Source organism: Halalkalibacterium ligniniphilum (assembly GCF_000334155.1).
GTDB lineage: Bacteria > Bacillota > Bacilli > Bacillales > Bacillaceae_D > Halalkalibacterium > Halalkalibacterium ligniniphilum.
In genome coordinates, this window is the sequence record NZ_ANNK01000135.1 from 1 (window position 1) to 18,240 (window position 18,240).

17 protein-coding genes and 1 pseudogene are annotated in these 18,240 nt (G+C 37.2%); all 18 read right to left on the reverse strand.

Annotation, left to right across the window (positions count from 1 at the left end; genetic code table 11):
• On the reverse strand, positions 1–1,137 hold a 1,137-nt coding region (locus BLT_RS0116600; protein ID WP_017728895.1), incomplete at its 3' end, for an aldehyde dehydrogenase family protein.
• 24 nt (positions 1,138–1,161) lie between these two features.
• Positions 1,162–2,331, reverse strand: a complete 1,170-nt coding sequence (locus BLT_RS22215; protein ID WP_081599686.1) for an iron-containing alcohol dehydrogenase family protein — start codon at positions 2,329–2,331, stop codon at positions 1,162–1,164.
• A gap of 44 nt (positions 2,332–2,375) precedes the next feature.
• Positions 2,376–2,750 (reverse strand): Rieske (2Fe-2S) protein, encoded by a 375-nt coding sequence (locus tag BLT_RS0116610; protein ID WP_017728897.1) that lies wholly within the window; start codon positions 2,748–2,750, stop codon positions 2,376–2,378.
• Positions 2,751–2,781: 31 nt separating this feature from the next.
• A complete protein-coding gene (locus BLT_RS0116615; protein WP_017728898.1) occupies positions 2,782–3,888 on the reverse strand; it encodes an amidohydrolase family protein in 1,107 nt (368 codons plus the stop codon).
• Positions 3,889–4,053: 165 nt separating this feature from the next.
• Positions 4,054–5,331 carry a TRAP transporter large permease gene (locus tag BLT_RS0116620; RefSeq protein ID WP_017728899.1) on the reverse strand — a complete coding sequence of 426 codons (1,278 nt, stop codon included), beginning with the start codon at positions 5,329–5,331 and terminating at the stop codon, positions 4,054–4,056.
• A 7-nt stretch (positions 5,332–5,338) separates the two neighbouring features.
• Entirely contained in the window at positions 5,339–5,836 is a 498-nt protein-coding gene (locus BLT_RS0116625; protein WP_017728900.1) for a TRAP transporter small permease, read from the reverse strand.
• Positions 5,837–5,878: 42 nt separating this feature from the next.
• Positions 5,879–6,907: a TRAP transporter substrate-binding protein gene (locus BLT_RS0116630; protein WP_017728901.1), complete on the reverse strand. Its 1,029-nt coding sequence runs from the start codon at positions 6,905–6,907 to the stop codon at positions 5,879–5,881.
• Between the two features lie 263 nt (positions 6,908–7,170).
• Positions 7,171–7,863 (reverse strand): annotated as a pseudogene (locus tag BLT_RS23345) (NAD(P)/FAD-dependent oxidoreductase); the annotation flags it as partial.
• A 275-nt stretch (positions 7,864–8,138) separates the two neighbouring features.
• Positions 8,139–8,918, reverse strand: coding sequence for an IclR family transcriptional regulator (locus tag BLT_RS0116640; protein WP_017728904.1), 780 nt, complete (start codon positions 8,916–8,918; stop codon positions 8,139–8,141).
• 293 nt (positions 8,919–9,211) lie between these two features.
• Positions 9,212–10,147, reverse strand: a complete 936-nt coding sequence (locus BLT_RS0116645; RefSeq protein WP_017728905.1) for a LysR family transcriptional regulator — start codon at positions 10,145–10,147, stop codon at positions 9,212–9,214.
• Between the two features lie 139 nt (positions 10,148–10,286).
• Positions 10,287–11,492, reverse strand: coding sequence for an MFS transporter (locus tag BLT_RS0116650; RefSeq protein WP_017728906.1), 1,206 nt, complete (start codon positions 11,490–11,492; stop codon positions 10,287–10,289).
• A 73-nt stretch (positions 11,493–11,565) separates the two neighbouring features.
• On the reverse strand, positions 11,566–12,315 hold the full coding sequence (locus tag BLT_RS0116655) for an isochorismatase family protein (RefSeq protein WP_017728907.1): 750 nt from the start codon (positions 12,313–12,315) through the stop codon (positions 11,566–11,568).
• A 27-nt stretch (positions 12,316–12,342) separates the two neighbouring features.
• Positions 12,343–13,341 (reverse strand): ABC transporter substrate-binding protein, encoded by a 999-nt coding sequence (locus BLT_RS0116660; RefSeq protein ID WP_017728908.1) that lies wholly within the window; start codon positions 13,339–13,341, stop codon positions 12,343–12,345.
• Between the two features lie 29 nt (positions 13,342–13,370).
• Complete coding sequence (locus BLT_RS0116665; RefSeq protein ID WP_017728909.1) at positions 13,371–14,249, reverse strand: ABC transporter permease; 879 nt, start codon at positions 14,247–14,249, stop codon at positions 13,371–13,373.
• Between the two features lie 17 nt (positions 14,250–14,266).
• Positions 14,267–15,076: an ABC transporter ATP-binding protein gene (locus BLT_RS0116670; RefSeq protein WP_017728910.1), complete on the reverse strand. Its 810-nt coding sequence runs from the start codon at positions 15,074–15,076 to the stop codon at positions 14,267–14,269.
• Positions 15,077–15,486: 410 nt separating this feature from the next.
• A complete protein-coding gene (locus BLT_RS0116675) occupies positions 15,487–16,578 on the reverse strand; it encodes an AAA family ATPase (RefSeq protein ID WP_152414391.1) in 1,092 nt (363 codons plus the stop codon).
• Between the two features lie 204 nt (positions 16,579–16,782).
• Positions 16,783–17,829 (reverse strand): aliphatic amidase, encoded by a 1,047-nt coding sequence (locus tag BLT_RS0116680; RefSeq protein WP_017728912.1) that lies wholly within the window; start codon positions 17,827–17,829, stop codon positions 16,783–16,785.
• A gap of 103 nt (positions 17,830–17,932) precedes the next feature.
• Complete coding sequence (locus BLT_RS0116685; RefSeq protein ID WP_152414392.1) at positions 17,933–18,130, reverse strand: transporter substrate-binding protein; 198 nt, start codon at positions 18,128–18,130, stop codon at positions 17,933–17,935.
• Positions 18,131–18,240: the final 110 nt, after the last annotated feature.

Consider the following 18,240-nt stretch of genomic DNA (forward strand, 5'->3'; position numbering starts at 1 on the left):
ACCCTCAAAAACGGCTGGTGTAATGTAAAAACCATTTTCTAGTTCCTTATCATCTGGAGTCTCCCCGCCATATAAAAGCGTGGCACCTTCTTCTTTCCCTTTCTGAATGTAATGCATAACTGTATCCAGCTGGCTTTTACTTGCGCATGGGCCCATCCAAATTCCATCCTCAAGACCTGAACCAATTTTAATCTCTTTCACTCTTTCAAGGAGCTTTGCCTTGAATTCATCATAAACTGCTTCATGAATAATGACTCTGCTAGTAGCTGTACATTTTTGACCAGTTGAACGAAGGCCGCCGCTGATTGTTCCATCAACTGCTTTGTCCAAGTCTGCATCTTCTGCAACGATCACTGGATTTTTACCACCCATTTCAAGCTGATACTTAGCCCCACGAGCAAAAGCCCCTTGGCCGACTAAGCGACCTGTTTGCTCTGATCCAGTAAACGTAATGGCATCGATATCCTCATGATCGATAATGCCTTGCCCAATGACAGAACCTGAACCAGTGATAAAATTGAGCACACCATTCGGAAGTCCTGCTTTCTCAAAGCATTCAACGACTTTCGCTGCTGTTACAGCTGTTTCTGTAGCTGGCTTAAAAACGACTGTATTTCCATACACTAATGCAGGTGCAATCTTCCAAATTGGAATGGCAACTGGGAAGTTCCAAGGGGTAATCACGCCAACAACTCCAAGTGGTGCTCGCGTTGTAAACATCATTGCTTCTGGATCCGTGGACGGGATTACATCACCTGTTTTACGCATCCCCTCTCCAGCATAATAACGAAGAATCGCTACACCGCGTGCTGTTTCTCCCTTTGCTTCAGGAAGTGTTTTTCCCATTTCTCTCGTCATTGATTCTGCAATTTCATTTAGATTTGCTTCTAAAATATCGGCGACTATATGTAAATAGTTTCCGCGTGCAGGGGCACCAAGCTTCTTCCAATTTTTCTTCGCTTGCTTAGCAGCCGCAACCGATTTATCCAAATCCTCAATTGATGATTGTTGAACCTTTCCAACTACATCATTTTTATCAGCTGGATTAATACTATCAATTATTTTTCCAGTAGAACTAGCCTGCCACTTACCATCAATGTAATTTAAGTACATTGTCGTTGCTGTATCCGTTGTCATTTATACCACTCCTTTATTTAATGATTAAATAGATGTTACTGCCAAAGGCAATTTTCCAGAAAACGACGCCGCGTAAATCTCTTCAACATCTTTCCTTGTTACCTCACGAGCATTAATCGCAATATTCGGACTCTTAAACGTATCCTCAATCATATTCGACATACATTCATCATTAACTCCGATTTCGCTAAATGACTTTGGAATACCTAACTCTTGATTCATTTTAATCACTTCTTGCACCCCTGCTTTAGCAGTTTGAATTGCACTACCTTGATCAGATACACCAAGCTCTTTCGCGAATAATGCATGAGCTTCAGGATTACCTACTAGATTAAAGTCCAAAATATAAGGGAGTAAGATCGCATTTGCTAGCCCGTGTGGAACACCTGCAAATCCACTTACAGGATGCGACATGGCATGAACCAATCCTAAACGAGCAACTGTGAAGGAAATCCCAGCAAGCGAACTTGCATATAACATTTCTCCAAGAGCCTTCTCATCTTGATTTAATACAGCTGGTCGAATGTTCTTGCTAATCATTCGAACCGCTTGGATTGCACACGCGTCTGCATACCAGTTTTCATTTTTATTCGTTAATGCCTCGACCGCATGAGTGAGAGCGTCGATTCCAGTTGCTGCAACAATATGCGAAGGTAATTTGTAAAGTAATTCAGGATCAAGAATTGCCACTTTTGGTGTTAACAAGCTTGACACAAACGGAATTTTTGCATGTTGCTCATCTGTTATAACCGTTACATTTGTAACCTCAGAACCTGTTCCACACGTTGTTGGGATCGCAACTAATGGAGGAAGTGGATTTTTAACCTTATCCAAACCTGCTAAACTCATCAACGGATCAGAATTCGTAATCAGAAGTCCTGCTCCCTTAGCTGTATCAATGGAACTTCCACCACCAACAGCTAACATTCCATCACAATTTTCCACTAGATAAAAGTCTCTTGCTTTATGAACACATGTAACATCGGGATCAGGAATGACTTTATCGAACAACGCATATGTGATACCCGAATCACTTAAGCTTTTGATAATATCATCTAAAATTCCCGCTTTAACAATCCCTTCATCAGTAACGACCATTACCTTCTTGCAATTTAGAGAACAAAAATTACCCCCTATGTTCAAACGAGCACCTACACCAAATTGAATATGAGAGGCCAAATAAATGGAGGACATCTCTCCACTCCCTTTCTATTTTAAACTGCACCATATTGTTTCTTTTATATTTGCACCATGATTTTATTGTTCTCTACTGACACATCATAGATTTTCACCTTATATTTCGGATTTCCAAGGCATTCACCATTATTGATATTAAACTCCCATCCATGCCAAGGACAAAGCAACACCTCCCCTTCCATTCCATAAATATATTCATGTGGTTTTGATGGCATTGTTGTACCTGAAAATGTACCTTTACATAGCTCAGCTTGTTCATGTGGGCATACATTGCGAATCGCGTGATATTTTTTTCCATCATTATAAATCCCAATGCTGCGCCCACTTACGTTTACAATTTTGCATCGACCAACCTCAATTTCTCCAACCTCAGCCACCTCATACTTAGGCTTTTCTTTCTTCATCGTATTCGTCAAGGTGATCCTCCTCCTTATCCGATTTCTTTTTTTAATTTTCATTACCTTTTAACTGATATAATTCAGCGGCATTCTCACATGCAATTCGTCGACGCAACTCCTCTGGCAATCGATTAAGCACAAATTTTGGATCATCATTATCCCAATGAGGGTAATCTGTTGCAAACATGACTGTTTTCTCTGCTCTCATTAATTTCAGCATTTGGACGAGTTCTTCAAACTTTTCAGGCTCTTCAATTGGCTGTGTCGTGAAGCGATAATGATCGAGAATATACTCACTCGGTTTACGCTTTAACCAAGGTACTTCTTTACGCATTGCAATATAATTCTTATCCATTCTCCACATTAAATGCGGCAGCCAACCTAATCCACCTTCTACGCAAACAACCTTTAATGTTGGATACCTTTCAAAGACACCCTCACAAACAATACTATTTAATTGGGACATTTGATGAATTGGTAAAATATTGTGCCGTTCTAAATTCGTCGTTGGTTGACCTACTGCTGAAATTGGAGGATAATTAATTCCTTCACCTTCCCCTCCACTGTGAAGAGCAACGACTAAATTATTACGAACAGCAGCCTCGAAAATCGGATTAAATCTTCTTTGACCAAAAGGTTGGCTGGACGCTGGACTAAATACCACTTGGCATACTCTTGGATGCGATCCAAGTCTGTCAATTTCCTTAGCTGCCAAATCTGGATCTTGAGTTGCAATCACTATAGAAGCTAGCCATCTATCATCCTTTGGAATCCAATTATCAAGTGTATAATCATTAAATGCTGAAGCCACTGCAGCCGCATAATCTGGATTATTATGTGTTGAAATTGTAAGGAGACTTCCTGTTAAAATCCCATGGCTAATATTATATTGATCAAGTAATTGTCTTTGCGCAAATTCTGGGTCCGCCCCAGGTGGAATTCCATTTCCAGGAGATGCATCTCTCCGACTTAATGGAATCGGTCTCCATACGAGCGATGGAAAAGTACCATCTGGCTCCTTCAAACGATCCCACCACACCCTCGGCATATAAGGTTTTAAATCTTCGTAACTCGTTAATGTTTGATGTACATCACAATCAATTAATTTATAATCAATCCCAGGCTTTGATGATTTCTTACTCACTGTCGTTTCCATATTTCCCTACCTCCAAATTGTTATTTCTTTTGTTTTCACAAATTCAACATTTACCATTGATATATGTTTGAATCATTAATAACTCTTTTTACTATCATATTTCAAATTCAGGAAAATCTTTTATTGGCTATCGTGACCTCACCTCCCTTAATCTATTTTCTAACCTTAATCAGAAAGAAGCATAGTAGGTAAGAATGTAATTAAATCAGGGAAGATAATACATAATCCAATGACAGCCAGCATGATTAAAACAAATGGAAACACGTATCTAGAAGATACTAATAGATTAACCTTGGCTATTCCAGAGGTGATGAATAAGAAAATACCAACTGGCGGGGTAATCCCACCTATAATTAAAGCAATACTCATCAATACTGAAAAATGGATTGGATCAAAACCATAAGCTGGAACAAGTACACTTAAAACTGGTGCGAAAATAATAACCGCAGCTGTTGTTTCAAGAACTGTTCCAATAAGAATAAGCATGACTACTAACAATAGTAGAGTCAGCAAACCATTTTCAGTTAGCGATTGGATAAACTGAACTACTTGACTTGGAAATTGATCAAATCCAAGCACCCAAGCAAATATTGCTGCACTCGCAACTATAATCATAATTTGTCCATTAACACGAATTGTATCTTGAAGTGCTTCAATGATTTTAGCCCAGGTTAGTTCCTTATAAATCAATACACCTACAAGGATCGAATAAAATACTGCAATAACCCCGGCTTCAGTTGCGGTGAAAATTCCTAGCAACATCCCTCCAAGAATGATCAATGGTGCCATTAAAGCCCAAAATGCTTTTCTTGTTGCTATCGCAACTCCTTTAAGACTTTCACGTTGTTCTGGTACCATTCCGATTTTTTTAGCATAAAAGTATACATAGCACATAAATCCAATTGCCATAATAATTACTGGTATAATCGCTCCTATAAACAAACCGGCAATTGATACACCAACCATTGATCCATAAATGATCATGACAATACTAGGAGGAACAATTGGACCTAAACCGGCAGCAGCTGCTTGAAGTGCAGCTGCAAATCCCGCTCCAAACTTCTTCTTTAATGGAGGAATAAGTATAGAACCAATTGCTGATGCATTAGCTGTTCCAGAACCTGAAAGTCCTCCAAAAATCAAACTAGATAAAACAGAAACATGCCCAATTCCACCTGTTATATGACCACACAAAGTATTAGCAAAGTTAATTAGTCGATGAGTTATTCCCGACCTTTCCATCAGGGCCCCTGATAAGATAAAAAAGGGAACTGCAAGTAATGCAAAAGAATCTAATTGAGTAAACATACGTTGTGCAAGTAAATCGGCAGATAGTTCAGGGTTCATAATAAGAACGATTAACCCCGATAACCCTAGAGCAAAAACAACAGGTATGCCAATAAATAAGAGAACTAAGAAAATCAAGACTAATATAATAGACATGCCTGCCTCATTCCTCCTTATCTACCTGAATAGTCTTACTTTTAAAATCTTGATACATGACGTACAAATGATTGATGAGCATGAGAAGTGCCCCTATAAAGATGATTGAATAAACAAGTTCTAATGGAATTTGAAGAGCAGGACTTTTTAATTCGTTTGTTGAAGCACGCATCATAACTGCAACACCTTGTAATGATAAAGCGATTAAGAAAAATGCAATTATCAAGTTTAGAAATAAATCAAAGTAACGTTTCGTTTCATTGCGAAGTTTAGATGTTAAGATATCAAGACGAACATGCATTCTTTCTTTAGTCACCATAGCTGCTCCTAAAAAAGTTATCCAAACAAATAAATACCTGGAGACTTCTTCTGACCATGTTAATGAATTGCTTAGAACATATCGAAAGAAAATTTGTAATATGCCCAATAGGCATAAAATAATTAACATGACAACTGATGTCCTTGAAATCCATTTGTTCAAACTTTCATTTATTTTGTTTAACACCTAAAATCCTCCTTTCTCATATTGGATACACAGTGCGAATCGCTATTCGTTGTTATGTCTGACAATTTCCTCAATCAAATCAGAAACACCATACGCTTCTCCAAGCTGAATCCAAACTGGTTGTACAGACTCTCTCATCCTATTTATCTCCTGTTCACTTGGTTGATGAACTGTTCCACCCTCATTTTTGATTTGATTGATTTGCTCTTTTTCCAATTCAGGAAACGCTTTCAAATATTCATGTGAAACTTCTTGGGCTGTATCTATTATTACTTTTTGTACATCATGAGGAAGTCCATTCCAGAAATCATCATTGATAGCAAGAGCTTGGGTAAGAAAAATGTGGTTTGTTAACGAAAGGTCTCTCGCCACTTCATGAAATCTAGCTGTTAGCCCAAAATCAGTAGGAGCTTCTGCTGCAGTAACTACACCCGTTTGTAAGGCTGTATAAACTTCATTCCAAGGTGTAGGGGTTGGATTTCCTCCTAGTGCGCTAAAGGCTCCAATATAGGCATCAGATTCAGGTGAGCGAATTTTAAGTCCTTTCCAATCTTCTAACGTTGTAATTGATCGATCCTTAGCAAAAACATTTCTAAAGCCTTCTGCATACCAAGTAATTATGCGAATACTACTTTTTTCGATCAAATATTGATTTAATTGCTCTCCAATAGAACCATTTAAAAGCTCATAACCAGTTTCATTGCTTTGGAACAAGTAAGGAACATTTAGTAAATTCATAGTTGGAGAAAGCCAACCTAATGTCGGACTTGATATGACGGTCATATGAATATTCCCTTGCATGACATTTTCATTTGTATCTCGTTCCCCACCTAGCTGTGAGTCTGGATATAATATAAAAGCTACTTTGCCCTCTGTTCTTTCTGTCACTAAGTCAGTAAACTTTTTAGTGAATTGTGCCGTACCACTACTACTAGACATATGATGAGCTAATCTTATTGTGATCGTGTCATCTTGTGTATCTGAATTAACAGAGGCAGCTAAATAATTACAACCACTTATTAAAGTAATACATGTGATAAGTAAGATGATGCGAAAAAATCCCCTTTTCATATACGACACCTCTTCTCCAAGTTGATCCTAAATAATCGAATTCATTTTAATTGGTTAACACTATTAAAAAAACATTTTTATGATATACATAAAACGAAAACGTTTTCATGATTTAATATTCAAAACTAGTTACCTTCACAACATATTAAGTTACAAACTCTTCCAATGAGTGTTATTCACAACATCGCAAATACTTTAGTGAACGAAATTCACTATAATAGTTTATGGAAAATTGAAAATATTTATTTTGTATTAATCTATATTCCTGTTGCAATTAACTTTACTTTTCCATCGTAAGTACATACATCGCCAGCTGCAAAGAACACCTGGTATTTGTTTCTATTTTGGAATTGACGACAATTGAATTCTTTTAAATGTGTAATCCACAGTTTTTCATTGACCCAAGGGAAGAGACATAGCCATAGTTGACAATGAGATTATCGATTTCAATGACTCCTGTCGTTCCTTCTTTTGCAATTGGCTCAAGCATGAGTGCCAAATCAACTGCTGAGTCACCTCCTCCACAAACCATTACTTTTTTATCTCGGAAGCTTTCCAAATCATTAATGAAATAATGAAAGTTACACCGCTCAAACATTTCAGGATACTCTAATTCGATTTTACGAGGATGAAAAGCGCCATTTCCAGCTGTTAAAATCACCGTTTTCGTGCAATGCTCTTGTTTGTTTGTTTTAAGGCGAATCAAACCGTCCGCTTGATTCTCAAGATCTTCGACCATTTCTTCTAAACAAATCGTTGGGTTAAAGTGCAACGCTTGTTCGTTCTTTCAACCCATGATTCTTGAGCACGACTTTAGGAAACCCTGCCACATCGTAAATGTATTTTTCCGGGTATAAGGCTGACAGCTGCCTGCCTAATTGAGGTAAACTTTCAATTATTTTGACATATAAGTTTCGCATTCCGGCATAAAAGGCAGCGAATAATCTCCACCTCAAATAAAAGTGATTTCTTAGATTTTCTCATTATCAATATTCATTCAAAAACCTCCAATAAATAAAATCATTATTTAGTTTTTAAACGCTTACATTTTCTTGGGCGGGATGTTCAATGATGAAGTAAGGTTAAATAATAAAAGTGGAAGATATGGGTGATAAAGGATGAATCAACGGATAAAAAGTTTACCCTTGTTGAATAATTTCAAGTATCTCTTTCGTCAATTCATCCTCTAAAATAACGTTAAATTGTAGTGTGTGTCTCGGTGTTTAAATAGCTATGAATTTATCAATTTAAAACCCAAATTTCGAGAAATCTCAGAAGTCGTCTCTAATAATGACTCCCTTAATTGGACTTCTTTTTCCTTAATGCGTAAGGTGGGTGCACAAATACTAACAGCAGCGGCAATCTTACCATTACTCGCAAAAACAGGAGCGGCAATACATGATACCCCACTTTCAAAGGTCTCAAATGATATAAAGTATCCATTTTGCCTGATCAGCTCTAACTGACTACGAATTTCATCAGGATCAATTGTTGTATGTGGTGAATACGATTCAAAATTAGCAGTCGCTAAATAATTCTCAACCATTTTTTGATCACTATAAGCCATCAATACTTTTCCCAATGCTGTTGAATATGGTGGCGACGTTAATGAGAGATGAAATTGTAATCGCAATCCAGATTCTTGCTCCATAAAGCGATCCAATAGCACAACAACATTTGAATCCATCACACCAAGATGAACAAGCTCATTTGTGTTAGCTGATAGCTCAATTAGATAAGGACGAGTAACTTTACGAATATCTAATCGTTTTTCAAACGCATTGCCAAGCTCTAAGCAAGACAAACCAAGACGATACATTCCAGTACTCGGTTCTTGGACAATAAACCCTTTTTCCTTCAAATCATCTAACAGCTTTAGCAAATAACTTTTTCGCACTTTAAGTCCTTCTGCCATTTCAGCTAATGTACACTCTTCATGCACTCTAAAAAACAACAAGATGTCTAACGCATGGGAAACATTACCATAGGAGGTCCGCTTTTTTTCTGTCATAAAATCACCTTTCGTCACATTTAGTGAACGGCGTTTCCTAACTTTTTTATCTAAATTGATAATAAATTAAAAAAATTCGAAAATCAATATTTTTTTTAATATATTTTCACTAGTTTTACATATCGGTAATAATACCCGATGGCTCAAGACAACGATATGGAGACCAGCAAGGGCATGGTTCAGATTCATTGTGTAAAGAGGAAGTCCTTAAATATCTACATGTTGAGTTGCTTGAATATTAAATGTAATCGTTAATAACGCTGGTTGTGCAGCATGTCCACACAGATTTTCATTCAGTACATCACGTATTTCTCAACTTGTTTAGATTCCTTCCTATATATCTTTACTTGTTCTTTTATACCTTCTGATAAATGTTGAAAGAGCTGTCCATGACTGTCGAGAAAAGACGGCGAATAAATTAAAGAAAATTTTTGTGTCATGTGTGGAGAAAGGGATGGGTAGATCATAATATTATTATCGTTCCAAAGAGAAGACATTGGTAAAAAAGAGTAACCAACACCTTGCCTAACCATTTCTTTAATAACATCTATCGTATCCACTTCAATAAGTTGATGTGGGACATATCCAACTGGTTTAAAAATCTCTTTTTCTATTAATTCTCTTAACGGAAATCCTCCCTTTAATAAGATTAATGGAATACGCTCTAACACATGAAAAAAGTCATTATAATTAGGCAACTTCTGTCCTAAAGGTCCTATTAGATGAATAGGTTCCTCAAATAATAACAGCTGCTCTAATCCCTCTGGAATATACTCGTTTTGATTTATTACGGACATATGTAGAGCCTCACCGTTAGTTAACATCAACAAATCCAAAGAATCCCCTGTTTGTATTTGCCAACGACCAAACCTCTCCTTCTCCCGCATTAACTTTGTGAATATAGGTACGACAATATGTGATAGTGGGCGTGTGACCCCTACTCGAAATATTTCTTCTCTATATTTTTTCTTTTCATCTGTACGTGCAACACCAATCCCGACTTCTAGAGCAAGTAAGCTTTTGTAAGCAAAATAATAAAATTTCCGTCCTGCGTTTGTTAATTCTGTTCCTTTTCTCGTTCTCCCAAATAGAGGGACACCTACTTCATTTTCAAGATTTAAAAGCCTAGCATTAATCGCTGAATAAGAAAGAGGTAAAGTCTTAGAAACTTTACTAATACTTTTTGTCTCAACTAACTTAACAAGAACTTCTAAATCTATCTTATCCATAAATCCCCCTCACCTCTGCCACAAAAAATCTTTAAATTAATTCCATTATTGCTATTAATAGTAATTAATAAATTGAAGTTTGTAAATTGATTATCTAGAAATACAATAATTTCTCAAGTAGATAATCTGTCAATATTTCTTAGGGAGTAATGGAATTTTCAATTTCACCTCTCACTTTTCGAGTTTCTGCTAAAGAGAATAATTTCAATGCTCCAAATGAAAGGATTGTTAATAAGAAACCCACTATTAAAAAAGCATTTTGTAGTGTTGAAACCGATGCAACAAACCCAAAAATCAATGGATCCATTAACTGGGCACCGCGATTGGCCATTAATCGCATACCAAATGCAATTCCTCTTTGTTCTTCCCTCGTTTGCTCAGAAATAAGTGAAAGGGAAAGGGGTTGATTAATAGATAAAGCAAGACCCGAAATAAATATCAAAATTCCTATCGATAGATATGAGTGGGGGATAGGAGCTAAAAACAAAAGAGATAGAGATACCATAAAACTCCCGCCTAAAAGCTTATAATATCCAAATCGACTAACAAGGTATGGATAAATAGGCTTTATCATTAGAGCAGAGAGAGAAGCTACTGATAAGAGAATACCAATAACCGTGTGACTAAAATGAATTTCTTCCAAATGAATGGGCAAAAAGGACATTCGGGCATCGATAATAAAGAGGACAATAAAGGAACACATAAGCGCAGCAACAAAACCTATATTCTTAATCAACTCTGCACTCTCAATAAACATTTGATAGAAGTTAGGTATTCTCCATGTTGACTGTTCTTGCTCTTTCAAAAAGTAACTGACAATCGTTAACAGTATACATACAATAGAATAAACTGCAAAAGTAGAGACATATCCGTACATATCAGACAATATGCCTCCAAGCAAAGGTCCTAATAATTGGCCCAATGCCATGTAAAGCGAAAAAGAGGCAATTCTTTTGTTCTTTAATTTTTGATCTTTCTCTCCAGTAACCATCACTTGAACAATTAACCAGACTAATAATTGGCCTAATCCTGCAACAAACTGAGCAATTAGCAATACCCAAATATTCACTGATAAGACATAAAGGACTGCACTTACTACCATAAGCCAAGCACCTATCCGAAGAAGTGTAACTTTCCCAACGGCATTGACGAGCCCCCCTATTGGAATGGCCAGAAAAAATGGGAAGAAAGCGTAGATACCAAGTAAAATACCAATCTCCCATTCAGTTGCTCCAGTGCTATTAGCGTACAGAGCAATAACAGGTCTTGTGATCGAGTGAGCAAACCAGTATAGTCCACAACTAACAGAGACAAAGAGCCACCAATTACTTTTACTAAGTGTCATATACGATCATCCCCTAAGACTTCTTTTTCTAGAAAAAAAGCCTGGAGCAGATAGCTTCCAGACTTTTTCGTACTTATCTTGCAGGGGCAGTAAGATCTAGGAAGTTAATTTTATCATCGTACATTCCTTTTTCAACCGTACCGATATAAGATACTGTTTCATCAATTGACATGACATCAGCGTATTTCGCATTCATATCAAATAGATTAATAGCATGAGAAGCCTCTCCCCTGTCAAATGTACACTCTTCTACGATACCGATTTTAAAATTATAGGAAAACGCATCAATAACCGAAGCCCGTACACATCCACTAGTTGTTGTCCCAGCAATAATAAGTGAATCAATACCCAAGTCTATGAGATAACCTAAAAGCGGTGTACCGTGAAAAGCACTAGGTTTTAACTTTTCAATCACAATATCGCTTTCTACTGGAGCAATTTCAGCTACAATATCATTTCCACGATATTCAGTAATTGTCGCTTTTTCACCCGAACGCTTATTTTTATGGCTCCATCCACCTCGATCAAATCCGTCAGCTCGACTGTCTTTTCCAGTAGAATAAAATACAGGAATATGTTTTTCTCTGGCAGCTTCCAATAAAGCCTGGGTATGAGGAATAGCATCCCATGCAGCTTCACCACAACTATGACTCCAATTTTTTATAGAATCGACAATAGGTTCTCTCTTATGACCACAAAAGGCATAATTGACATCTATGACTAACACAGCAGGTCGCTTACCAAGTCCTCCTTTTTCTCCAAATCCAGCTCCACCAAATACTACCTTGTCACTTTCTGTTAAAAATTTATCCCATACTGCCATGCAGAATCCCTCCATTATAATTGTTATTTATTCGAAAAATTGTGGATTAACAATATCTTCATAGTTGATTTGTTCTTCAAGCATTCCTGCATTCTCCACAACTTTCAAATTCATAATAATTGAATCTTCTGTTATTTCACCACTAAATTCCCAATGTCCATCATCTAGGGCTCGAGTCATCATTGCCTCCAGAATAGTCTCATCCATGGTCGGAAATTCCTGTTTCGCAATGTCTAATGCTTCTTCAGGATTATTCTGAATAAATTCTAACCCTTTCACTAATCCTTCCATAAAACCTATCACTTCATCTGGATTGTCCTTTATTGTATCTAGTCGAACATTGATCGTTGAGTAAGCGTAGGGACCAAGTTCATTTGGTACATTGTAGAATGGCTCATTCCATATTCCTTCATTAATCCCTTGTTCTAAAATCGGATCAGACACTACTGCTATATCACCCTGTCCCTCGCTAATAATCGTAGGAATGGCAGAATTCTCTACTTCGAGAAGTCTAACATCTTTATTAACTTCTAATCCCCATTCCTCAAGAAGAAATCGAGTAATTGAATTAGGAGTGCCCCCGTATTGACCTGTCACAACTGTCTTGCCATTTACAAAAGAAGCTAAATCTTCTCCAGATGTTAATTCATCTTTGCTAACTAAATAGACATTACCTTTATTGACTACATTCGCAATTGCTCTAAGATCTGCACCTTTCGCTTTTGCAAATGCATTATGTTCAGGTCCTCCAATGAAAGCCCACGCCTCTCCTGTTAAAACGGCATTTGTATGTGCACTTCCTCCTGCTAATGTTGTCATTTCCACATTTACTTTTTCAAAAAATCCTTTATTCACAGCGATGTATAGTGGAAGATAGCCAAAACCATGTACAGGTTCCGCAATAAGCAATTCAGGTTTATCTGTAGTAGAGTCTGCAGCTGTTCCCTGCTGAGTCCCGCCACCACAAGCCGAAAGAACCAAAAGTATGACGACTGCCAAGAACCAAGTTATTTGATTTTTGCTCATATTAACCACCCTTATCGTATTGTTATTTACTATTTATGAAGGATTCCTTTTAACAACTTACCCTCAAGCCAACTGACGACTAAATAAAGAAGAATTGATAATAATGATAGATTGAAAATCCCAGCCCAAATTAGCGATATTTCATAAGTTTGGCCAGCATAGAAAATCATTCTTCCAAGACCACTTGTCGAACCTATATATTCACCAACAATAGCTCCTGTCAATGCTAATCCGATATTTATTCTTAGAGCCGATATGATGGCAGGCATTGTCCAAGGTACGACAACTTTTGTGAAAACTTGCCATCTTGAAGCTCCAAGAGCAAAAATCATTCGAATCAGATCTTTATCCACGTGCTTCATTCCGTTATAAGTTGTTAAAGTGGTAATGATAATCGTAATAGCAACCGCCATCGCAATTTTAGAAGAAAGACCGATACCAAAAATTAATACAACGATTGGAGCCAAAGCAAGTTTCGGCATAGCTTCAAAAATGATCAGAAACGGTTCTGCTATCTTTGCATAATACTTAGACCACCAAAAGGATAATCCGATTACAGCTCCGCCTAATGTACCAATAACAAACCCGTATACGGTAGACTGAAAGGTATAAAATGTATCAGTCCATACTGATCCATCTACTGCAATTACAGACCAAGTTTGTAAAATTTGAGATGGCATGCTCCAGAAAAAAGGGTCAATCACGCCAATCCTAGCTCCAACTTCCCAAAATAAAATGAGTAATACAAATACTGATAATCGTCCAACGTTTAAAAGCCATCCTTTTGGTTCTCCGTCCAAAGAAATTGATTTCGATTTCACCCTTCTCACATTATAATCAGCCGTTTTTGAAGAAAATGGACTGGCCTTGGTAGCCTCTTTTGGAATAGTTCTTACTTGTTCCTGCATTAGGTTCTCCTCCTATCTTATTGAACAGCTTTCTGTATCAATTCCATCTTTTGACTTTTAAATACTTCTTCTGAAAGTAGAGTTAACGCTTCATCCTTTAATTCAATAAATCTTTTGGACGTAATAATATTTGGTTTTCTTGGGCGAGGAAGGTCAATTTTTAACCGATGCTTCACTGTTCCAGGTCGAGCTGTCATAATATAAACTTCATCAGATAAATAAATAGATTCATCAATATCATGGGTAATGAATAAGATCGTTTTTTGAAAATCATCCCAAAGATCTAGCAGCCACTCCTGCATATTCGAACGGGTTTGAGCATCTAGAGCTCCAAATGGTTCATCAAGCAAAATGACGTCACGGTTATATAAAACTGTCCTTAACAGTGCTGCCCTTTGCCTCATACCACCTGATAAATGAGATGGATAACTATGTTCAAATCCTTTTAATCCGTATTTTTCTAGTAAAGGAATAGCCTGAGCTTTAGCCTCTTTCTTCGGCACTCCAATAATCTCCATACCTAGAATGACATTATCAAGGATCGTTCTCCATGGCAGTAATAGATCCTTTTGCAGCATATAACCTACAAGCCCTGACGTTCCACTAACTTTTTCACCATCAATAACCAATTGTCCAAAACTTGGTTGATCAAGTCCTGAAATAATATTAAATAAGGTCGATTTCCCACAACCACTTGGACCAATAATACTGATAAACTTATGATCTGGAATTTGCATTGTCACATTATTAAGCGCAGTAACTTTTTTTCCCTTTGATGGAAATTCCTTTGTGACGTCTAACAATTCAAGCTTAAATGTATCTGCCATGATTTCCCCTCCTGATCTTTTCTTAAAGTAATCCTACCACCTCGATTTAAAGAGCAGTTTTCGGAGTTTCCGATAACTGTTTGTGAGATTTTCTAAATCGAGGACATTACTTATTAGCATCCTAAACCGAAAAAAATAAGCACTAGGATCCCCCAGCGCTTTAAATAGTTTTAACCCCTATATCTTCTCTATATTAACCTCAACTCTCCCCTCATAGAAATGCTAATTTAACTCTATAGCCCCTAAATGAACTTGGACAGCTCTAACTTGTTATTTTATAGTAACATTAATCAAAGGAGCTGACTGCAAAAGAACAAGACATCCCCAAATAGAGGATAGATACGATAAAAAAGTCAGTAAGACATCTAGTCTTTCTATAGAGAACATTAATTTTTACCCACACACAGTGACTATGATTGTTGATTTGGTAATGCTGGTCTAAAGATGATTTCCCTTTTGTCAGCTGAAATGTCCCCCAAAAAAACGATCAGGTCAGATGATCCCCCGGTTTGAAGAAGTATTTCTGCAACCGGAATTTCAACAAATTTTCTAAATGCTCTTTTTAGTGATCTTGCTCCATACTTCATATCATAACCTTTTTCGATGATAAGCTCTTTGGCTGCATCACTTAATTGAATGCCCCGATTGTGAATCTTGAGCCTCTTCCCTAAAAGCTCAAGTCTTTGATCAATCATCCGTTTTACTGAATGTTCCCCTAACCAATTAAATGTAATTACATCATCGATCCGGTTTAAAAATTCTGGTGCAAATGTATCTTCTAATTCTTTTTGTATGATTTGCTGTGTGTGCTGACTTTTGTTTATCTCCTTCTGATTTTGTTCATAAGAGATTACTCCCTCTATACCAACTGACTGATTCATGATCTCTTTTGCTCCAATATTGCTAGTCATAATAATAATAGAATTTCTAAAATTCAGCTCAGTATTTCCCGATGTTATTTTCAAACGGCCGTTATCAAAAATATTTAATAATGTAAGAATAACTGCTTGATTTGCTTTTTCTACTTCATCAAAGAGGACAATTCCTGGCTTACTAAAAGTTCCTTCAATTAATGCTTTATCAAAAAGTGTTGTTTCCTCTTTACTACCGACATATCCTGGCGGAGCCCCTGTTAAAGCAGCAGCGTAATGCTCGCTAGCTAATGTGTTCATGTCTATGCGGCAAAATTTATCTCTTTCTCCATAAATAGCTTCCGCTAAAAGCCTGACAATCTCTGTTTTTCCAACTCCAGTCGGCCCTAGAAATAAGCCAATATACAGCGGTCTCTCATTATCTGCGATATCCGCTTTAATAAGCTTTAACATGCCTTCCATCGCATCCATCGCCTTTTCCTGACCAAAAATACACTTATTCATTGTTGACATAATTGTTTCAATATCAAAGGTAAACCGTGAGAGCATCTTGTTCTTGACAGCTGCACTTTCTTTTTCTTTGTTTTCATAAAAGTTGAGTTTATCATTTATAAAAGGCAATGATTTCATCCTCCTCTACATAAAGCTTCTATAATTAAACAAAACCTGTTTCCACCAAGTTCTTTATTGCTAACTTCCTAGGTACAATCATATTGAATGTTTAATTTTGGATTGCGCCGATAAACGTCTATTAAAAAATTTACACTTCATGGGGATAAAAGAAAGGGTTAGTAATTACTAACCCGACAGCCCCTCCTCATTATTTGATTAAATTCAAGCTCCTGCTTCTTTTTCCTTTTCTTCATAAGGTAACCCTTCTATCGGACACTCTGCTGTTCCTATAGTGGAACGGGTAAGCTTTTCAACATTTTCTTGAGCCTGTTTTGCATCCATAACCCACGTGCGATAAAAATCAAATGGGCATTCAGCAATTCCTTTTTCACCATCACCTGATTTAATTACACCTGTATACCCTCTATGAAGCAGCTTGAATAAGTGGTTTTGAGACTGCCACGTTGAACGTGCGTCTCTAATTTGTGAGATGGAAAGTTCCGCATATTGAATACCGTTTTCTTCCGTACCGCAAGCACCTAAAGTAGAACCATCGAATCCAACTATACTTGAATGACCAAAATATGAATAAACACCGTCAAAGCCTGACGCATTCGCTACAGCTACGTACGTATTATTCATCCATGCCATAGTTTGGGCAACTTGAATTTGCTGTTCTTTTGCGGGGTACATATAACCTTGGCAACGAACAATTAGCTCTGCCCCCTTCATTGCACAATCGCGCCAGATTTCAGGGTAGTTCCCATCGTCACAAATAATTAAGCTAATCTTCATGCCTTTAGGCCCTTCTGCCACATGCGTTGTGCCTCCAGGATACCAAGGCTCTATCGGATTCCAAGGTAAGATTTTACGGTATTTTTGAACAATTTCACCTTTATTGTTCATTAAAATGAGCGTATTATAAGGTGTTTTATGCGGATGCTCTTCGTGACGTTCTCCTGTTAATGAAAAGACTCCCCAAACATTTGCTTTTCGGCAAGCTAGAGCAAAAATTTCCGTTTCTGGTCCAGGAATCGTTGTTGCTGTATCAAACATTTCTTGTTCGTCATACATAATACCGTGCGTACTGTACTCTGGGAAAATAACAAGATCCATGCCTGGAAGACCCTTTTTCATCCCTACCAACATATCTGCAATGTTATGACAATTTTCCAAAACTTCTTCCTTCGTGTGTAGTCTTGGCATTTTATAGTTTACAACTGCTACTCCAACTGTATCCTGGCTACTAGAAATATCTCCATGTCTCATAAAATTTAACCTCCGATATCATAGTTTTTTAAAATTTAATTTAAATAGATTCAATTCTTACTGTCATAGCATGAATTACTCTTAGCATCACCTCCCTCATTTATTATTTCCAAGGTTCCTCGTGGTCAGGAAATAGCAGCTTAGACCACGGTTGCTCTTCAGACTCTACAATCGTTTGGAATTCTCCATGCTCATCAATTTGAGCGATACGAGAATAAAGCCACGTATAATTCTTTTCATCAACCTTGACCTTACCTTGTGGACAAGCAAACTCAAGTCCAACAAAGGCATCCAATAACAGTTCAGAATCATTCGAATATTACACTTTATTAAACGCCTCTATTGTTAGTAGAGCTGCGTTAGTCATACATTCTTCAATTAGTGCCGTTGTGCTACTGAGAGAAAATAACA